General features: G+C 46.6%; 8 protein-coding genes. 6 read left to right on the forward strand and 2 right to left on the reverse strand.

The features are described 5' to 3' along the window. The 3 genes from VK541_RS05510 to VK541_RS05520 all read left to right on the forward strand — a co-directional run. Nucleotides 1-673: sialidase family protein (locus VK541_RS05510; protein ID WP_324367726.1), on the forward strand; the 673-nt coding region annotated here is incomplete at its 5' end. A gap of 230 nt (nt 674-903) precedes the next feature. Further along, nucleotides 904-1482 (forward strand): Crp/Fnr family transcriptional regulator, encoded by a 579-nt coding sequence (locus tag VK541_RS05515; RefSeq protein WP_324367728.1) that lies wholly within the window; start codon nt 904-906, stop codon nt 1480-1482. A gap of 111 nt (nt 1483-1593) precedes the next feature. Then, entirely contained in the window at nt 1594-2451 is an 858-nt protein-coding gene (locus VK541_RS05520) for an SDR family oxidoreductase (RefSeq protein WP_324367730.1), read from the forward strand. On the opposite strand, the gene VK541_RS05525 is transcribed toward VK541_RS05520, so the two are convergent. Together VK541_RS05525 and VK541_RS05530 are read right to left on the reverse strand one after the other, a co-directional pair. After that, nucleotides 2448-3365, reverse strand: coding sequence for a haloalkane dehalogenase (locus tag VK541_RS05525; RefSeq protein ID WP_324367732.1), 918 nt, complete (start codon nt 3363-3365; stop codon nt 2448-2450). The genes VK541_RS05520 and VK541_RS05525 overlap by 4 nt on opposite strands. A gap of 83 nt (nt 3366-3448) precedes the next feature. Then, entirely contained in the window at nt 3449-4216 is a 768-nt protein-coding gene (locus tag VK541_RS05530; protein WP_324367733.1) for a helix-turn-helix domain-containing protein, read from the reverse strand. Nucleotides 4217-4800: 584 nt separating this feature from the next. Here VK541_RS05530 and VK541_RS05535 point away from each other — a divergent pair. The 3 genes from VK541_RS05535 to VK541_RS05545 form a co-directional block, all read left to right on the forward strand. Further along, complete coding sequence (locus VK541_RS05535; protein WP_324367735.1) at nt 4801-6027, forward strand: mandelate racemase/muconate lactonizing enzyme family protein; 1227 nt, start codon at nt 4801-4803, stop codon at nt 6025-6027. A 4-nt stretch (nt 6028-6031) separates the two neighbouring features. Then, complete coding sequence (locus tag VK541_RS05540) at nt 6032-7045, forward strand: D-2-hydroxyacid dehydrogenase (RefSeq protein WP_324367737.1); 1014 nt, start codon at nt 6032-6034, stop codon at nt 7043-7045. A 13-nt stretch (nt 7046-7058) separates the two neighbouring features. Then, a partial coding sequence (locus VK541_RS05545) for a hypothetical protein (RefSeq protein WP_324367738.1) occupies nt 7059-7266 on the forward strand: 208 nt, incomplete at its 3' end.

Below are 7266 nucleotides of genomic sequence, written 5' to 3' on the forward strand. Positions count from 1 at the left end.
TGTTTGGTGGGGGGATCTGCGTATCGCATCAGACGGGTCATTAATTGCCGGTATTTATCCCGGGTTTTTAATAGGCAAAGACGGTGTGACCGATCCCAAAACCGCGGTATTCTTTTACCGTTCCACAGACAACGGTCACTCCTGGGAAATACAAGGGAGAATTCCTTATCAGGGAGATCCGGCCTCAGACCCGGAATCTGCGAAAAGAAGCGGGTTTAGTGAACCAGCGTTTGAAATTCTCAAGGACGGTACATTTTTGTGTGTGATGCGGACAACTGATGGCGTAGGAAACGGACCAATGTATGCCAGTTACTCCAAAGACATGGGTAAAACCTGGACAAAGCCGAATGCCATAACGGCTGCCGGGGTAATGCCTAAATTGCTCCAGCTGGAGAATGGGGTTGTTGTGATGGCTTCAGGACGTCCGGGTGTACAATTGCGGTTTTCCACCAACGGTAAAGAATGGTCTGATGCTTTTGAAATGATGCCGTTCACAACTGATCTGCCTTCGGAAATGACCTGGCAGGGTGCGGTTTCCTGCGGATATACGGAACTGCTTTCGACAGGGCCAAACAACTTTTTAATTGTTTTTTCGGACTTTAAATACAAAACGGCAGAGGGAGAGTTAAGAAAAGCAATTAAGGTACGTGAAGTGACGGTGAAGGAAAGATAGCTAACCCTTACTGCTGCTATAACCCGCTATTCCCCAAATCATCGCTAAGCGGAGGTCCAGGCAAGGTTGGGCAATCCACCGGACCATCCAACCACCTTGCAACCACCTTGTAAGGATTATGAGAAGATTACAGGGATGTAGTACCACTAAAGTATCAAAATAGAAACACAGGCCAGTTGATAAATGATTGCTGACCTTTCTTTACTTTTGATATACGTAATTGTATAGATATGTTTAGCGTATTTCAAAAATATCTCCTCGACAAAATTCAGCTTTCGTCACAGGAATTGGAGCAAATTGAAGCTGTGATTAAAGTTAAAAAACTTCGCAAGAAGCAATTCCTTGTACAGGAAGGCGATGTATGGCGTTATAATGCTTTTGTAAGCCGTGGATTTTTGAAAACCTTTTCCATAGATAGCAACGGAAAGGAGTACATCATGAATTTTTCCCCTGAGAATTACTGGACCGGAGATCGGGAGAGCCTTGCAAGCGGATCCCCTTCACGGTTCAATATTGATGCAATAGAAGATTCTGAAGTGCTATTGATAGAAAAGGAAAATTTTGAAATGGTTTGCAACACCATTCCTCAATTCAATAACCTGGTCAATAGCATTCTGCAGAAAAGCTTTGTGGTTTCACAAAACCGCATACATGCCAACATCAGTTTATCCGCAGAGGATAGATACCAGGATTTTTTGGACAGGTATTCGGCAATTGCTAACCGCATACCTCAGCACATGATCGCATCCTATATCGGCATTACGCCGGAAACAATAACACGAATCCGTCGGAATGCAGTAAAAAAGTAGGCGCCTAAGTTGATTGATATTTGTTTGCTTGTTTTTCGAACAAATGTCAACAGATCTAAGCCCCCTGTAATGTGATCTTTGCATCGTCAATAAAAATTAAAACTTAAAACGATGACAAAGACAATCTTTATTACAGGAACAAGTACCGGATTCGGCAAACTGACTACCATTACCCTCTCTAAAGCTGGCCATACCGTTGTAGCTGGTATGCGTGGAGTAAACGGCAAAAACGAAGCCGTTGCAAAGGAACTATCTGCGCTTCCTAACGTAGATGTCGTTGAAATAGATGTTACCGACCAGACTTCAGTAGATAGTGCCTTTGAAAAGACGCTTGCCAAACATGGTAAGATAGACGTGCTGGTGAACAACGCGGGCATTGCTGGTTTCGGTCTGGTTGAAGCTTTTTCGGTTGAACAAATCAAGAACTTCTTCGAGGTGAATTTCTACGGGATCATCCGGACCTATCAGGCAGTATTACCCTCCATGCGTAGGGCAAAAAGCGGTCTGGTGATCAATATTACCTCCGGAGCAAGTGGACATTCGCTGCCGTTTATGGGACCCTACCTGGCATCCAAATTCGGTGTTGAGGCGATTACCGAATCAATACAGGATGAACTCAGGCAATTCAACATCGAAAATGTAACCCTCCAGCCTGGTGTCTATCCGACGGAGATGAACACGGGAGTAAAAGCGGGCAATAATGCCGATCGCGCCGAAGTAGCCCTGGACTACGATCCCATTGCCAGCGAAATGTTCAATGCCATCGGTGCCGGCCTTTTCGGAAAGATGCAGGAGTTCAGCATGGACCCGCAAACCATCGCAGACGGCATATTGAATCTTGTGAACATGCCCGCTGGCTCCCGACCGCTCCGTTTTCCCCTTGATGCAATTGCTCAGGGAACGGATGTTCGGTTTATCAACGATCGTGCTGAGCACAAAGCAAAATGGCAGGCTAAATACAGTGGCTAAGGCAGTGCTGCGCTAATTCCCTGTATCCATACCGACAAAGCTGTACCTACTTCAACCGGTGAGTCTTCCTGCGGATAATGCAGGCCCTTTACAACAATTTTTGTTGTATTCGGCAGACTGTTGCAAAATTTCAATGCGTCGGGTGAGCTCAGCCCTGGTTTGGCTATGATATACAGCTTGGGTACATGGCTTTGCGTTAGCCAGGCTGTATATTTTTCGGCAACAGCAGTAAATGCGGTTGGTTCTTGCTCAAAAGGCAATTGCCGTGCCCATGAGAGCATCGGCCTGCGGTCTTCACCTGGTCTGAGAAAAGGCCTGCGGTATTCATCGTGTTCCTCTCTTGTCAATGGGGTCATGTGCGTAAGCGGGAGATTGACCTCAAGAAATGAATTTTGTTCGAGAACCATTTGCTCACCTGCAGGAGATCGCAAAGCTTGAAAAATCTCTTTGCCCTTCGGAGACATCTGTTCCCATTTGGCTGGTAAGGTGATGGATTCCATAAATGCAATCCCTTTAATGGCTTCAGGGTGTCTCCTCGCCCAGTCAAACGCCAGGGCCGAACCCCAGTCATGCACGACAAAGGTTATCCTGGTTTTAAGCGCAAGCTTTTCATAAAAGGCATCCAGATAGCGGCTGTTTTCAGCGAAAGTGTGTGATTTAGGATCTGAAAGCTTTTCCGAATCGCCCATCCCGATTAAATCAGGAGCGATACAGCGTCCCAGATGCGATACATATGGAATGATATTTCTCCATACGTAGGATGACGTCGGGTTGCCATGGAGGAAGACAATGGGATCACCGGTGCCGGTTTCGATGTAGGCAATGTCCTTTCCCAATATGGTAATGTGTTTTTTCTCAGCGGCCTGTGACAGTAAGGAGCTCGTAATGGCAATAACTAAGGGTAGATGTTTCATGTGCTGATCATTTGATAAGCCAAAATTAAGCAGCACAGGAAATCCATAATTGTACAAAATCAAGTTTTACCGGGCTTCAGAATTTACCACTGCGGCAGGCCTTTTTTAAAGAACCGGCCGGGGCTTTCTCCGGTAAATGCCTTGAAATCTCTAATGAAATGTGCCTGGTCAAAGAAACCCGTTTCCTGTGAAACTGAGCTGAGGTTTTGATGCGGCTGATAGGTATTAATGACTGAGCGGATCCTGATGATGGACGAAAAGTTTTTAGGAGAAATGCCTACCTGGCTGCGGAAACGCTTTTCGAAAGAATCGATATTGATGTTGAGGGCCGCGGCCAGCTCTTTTATTTTATAGTTGCCGCTGGTAGATTTGATGATATCGACGGCCTTACTGACTATCGGGTCTTTAGCATTTCTTTTGAGCTGTGACCATAAGAAGGCTTCCACTGCAGCAACGCGGGCTGTATGTGTTTGGACCATCGCCAGGCTTTCTTCCAGCCACTGCACCTGCTCGGGGGGAAACACGTTGTCGAGGTCTGCGGTAAGCCCTGAAAATTCATTTAGCGGGGTGTTGATAAAAGCTGTAGCACCACCTTCATTGAAAAGCACGAGCAGTACAGCAGAGCCGGAGGTATAATGTACCGGCCGGGCTACTTTGGACATTCCCGTGATGCCAAAACCCAGACTTGAATCGTTATTGTTGAGGTATATTGCCCCTTTGACACGTAAAGCCATAACGGGTGCAGTGCCGGGCAATAACTGCCTGGTTAAATCACCTTCACTTTCAGTAACCAGGATGCGGCTTACAAAAGGTTTGAGCAGATCTGACGGGACAAATTGATGTACTTTCAATCGAATACGTTATATTATCAAATATAACTTTTTGCATGGCTGCGTTTACCTGAATTTTGTAAATTCATTTCTAATTGGCTTTACTGTAACCTAACTTTAAAGTTACATGCTTGGTTATCAATAGTATAATTCTTAACTTTCTTGAAATCCCTTACTATGGCCGAACAGATAAGAGACGAAAAGCCTAACGAAACCCAAATCAGTCGCGAGCTTCTTGCGAAGTCTGCTGCGCTGAAAAAAAGGCAGCTTTATTGAAAGAGCAGATGGACGCGACTGCAAAAGCTTGCGGGGAATTCTTGAAAAGAGAAAAGAAGGATACACCACCTGAAGAAAAACAAGAGTAACTAAATTACTCACAATGACCGGCAGAGGTTACAAACGGCATTATACCTACTTTCCTTATTTGTATGTTTCTATATTTTGCATCTTATTTTTTGGTGCTCTTAATTTCGCGTTAAGAAATCATGGAATTCATAAAAAAATACTATCAATCAAAACGAAAGTATTAGAAGTGATAATGTCATTGATTTAGATTTGAGTATACACGCCGGATTTTATTTAGTGTCCGGTAAGCTTCCTATCTGATGAAAATTACAGACGTCAAAACCATTTTACTAACCGGTCCCTGCACATTTGATCCTTACCTATCTGAGGCACGCAAATTAAGAAGTGCGGCCTTTATACAAATAGAGACTGACAGCGGGCTGGTAGGTATTGGTGAAACCTATGCGGGATACTTTTTCCCCGAAGGGGTGCCTGAGATCGTTGAATTTTTTAAGCCTGTACTTGTAGGAAATAACGTAGAAGACATCCCCGCCTTGTGGGCAAGGATGTACCACTCCGGCAATTTTTGGTGCCGGGTAGGGTTGGGGGCAATCGTCCTCTGCGGAATAGAAGCCGCGCTATGGGATTTGAGAGGAAAAGAACTGGACCAGCCGGTTTATAAGCTTCTTAAGGAGCGATGGAAAAATGAACTGGTGCATGATAAATTGCCTTGCTATGCCACAGGCGGTCCAAGTAACTATCCACCGGATAAGCTGGCCGGCAAAATTGAGTATTATATGTCTCTGGGTTTTAAGGGCGTGAAGATAGGTGCCGGTGCCTATTATAAAGACAAGGGGTTTAACATCCCTTCGGAACCTGCGGAGGCTTCTGAATTTGAAGCAGCTAAAATGGAGTATATCCGCGCGCGGTTTGGAAACGATCTTTGGCTGATGATGGATGCCCATATGGGCAACAGCATATCGACCTGGGGCCTGGAGACGGCAATAGCCGTGGCTAAGGCAATGGAACCCTACGATTTGTTCTTTTTGGAAGAGCCCTTGCATTATACCCGTCCCGATCTGTATAGCGAGCTTTGTAAGCAGACGAGCACACCGATTGCCGGTGGTGAATGCCTGACGGCCGCCTGCGAGTGGCAAACGTTTATAGCGCAGGACAGTTTTCACATTGGTCAGCCAGATGCGTCTTTTACTGCAGGGCTGGACCAGTTTATGGGTGTCGCTGCTATGCTAGCGGGACGCGGAAGAAAGATTGCCCCGCATGCCTGGGGTGCAGGGGCATCGCAGATGCAGAACATACATGCCGGTTTCGCTTGCGCCAATACCGCTATTTTGGAAGTGGCACCGGCCTACGGGCCTCTGCATAGCGAAGTGATCGGCGACAGCCTGGTGCTTCAGAACGGTTATATTTTGCCTCCTGAAAAGCCTGGCCTGGGGATAGTGCTAACCGAAGCGACGATTCGGAAATTCCCGTTTGTACGGGGCACGGGCGAATTTAACAGTGTTCCCGGCAAAATATTAAGCACCTGATCTTATGAAAGTATTAATTGATCTCCCTATATATGAACAGATACTGACAGCAATCAAATCTTTGCCGGGTGTAGAAGTAATGACGGTCGCACCTGAAGAAAAGGTGAGGCCTTTACCAGTAGAACTGATTGAAGAAGTTGACGCCTTGCTGTGCACCTTCCCCCCCGAAAATCACCAGGATATGAAAGCGCTTAAGTATGTGCAGATCGCATCGGCAGGATTTACCCAATTGATCGGGCAGGGGCTGGAAGACAGGGGTGTTGCCTGCTGTAATGCTCTTGGTGTGTTTGATGTGCCGATTGCAGAATGGAATGTCGCCATGATGGTGAATCTGGCCAGGGACATGCGCAGGATGCTGCATCATCAGGATTCCGGGATATGGGACCGCTCTAAGCGTTTTCAGCATGAGATCAGAGGTTCGGTAGTTGGGATCTGGGGATATGGAGGCATCGGCCGCGAAACCGCAAGGCTGGCCAAAGCCATGGGTATGACCGTGCACGTATTGAGCCGGAGCGGTGTAAAACCAAGAAAAGACATTTATAATGTGGAAGGCACAGGCGATCCGGAAGGTGTACTGCCGGACCGGGTCTTTTTATCAGATGAAAAAGAAGCGTTTTTGAAGGGATTGGACTTTCTGGTCCTGGCCATGCCGCAAACCGGAAGCAGCGAGGGTATTGTGAGTGAAACGGAGCTTCGCATGATGAAAAAGGAAGCCTTTTTACTGAACCCTGCGCGCGGTCCGCTGGTACAGGAACAGGCACTGCTGAAAGCATTAAATGAAGGATGGATTGCCGGAGCAGCTTTGGATACGCATTATTATTATCCCATGCCTGCCGATCATCCGCTGTGGAAGATGCCCAATGTGATCATAACCCCGCACATCTCTGGCTCGAGTTCCAGTCCTAATTTCCTGGAAAGGGTATATGACATTTTTTACCTGAACATCCTGAGACTGCAGCAGGCTGAGCCCCTGCTGAACGAACTGAAGGCCGCTGATTTGAAAAGTAACCACAAATGAACCTAAAAATAATATGATTAAAAAACTAAGCATTCTGGCATTTGCCGTATTCGGTATGTGCACAGCAAGCCCCGGGCAGGAAAAGCAGGCGGTGGAAGGGTATGACAAGGTAGAATTTCATTACGATGCGAACCGGTCCCGGCCTCAGACCGATTTCAGGGGGAACGCAAAGGGATATATGACCGCAGGATGGTGGTCTAAGGAACAATTGAAGGAGAATA

The organism is Pedobacter sp., from assembly GCF_035317785.1.
Classification (GTDB): domain Bacteria; phylum Bacteroidota; class Bacteroidia; order Sphingobacteriales; family Sphingobacteriaceae; genus Pedobacter.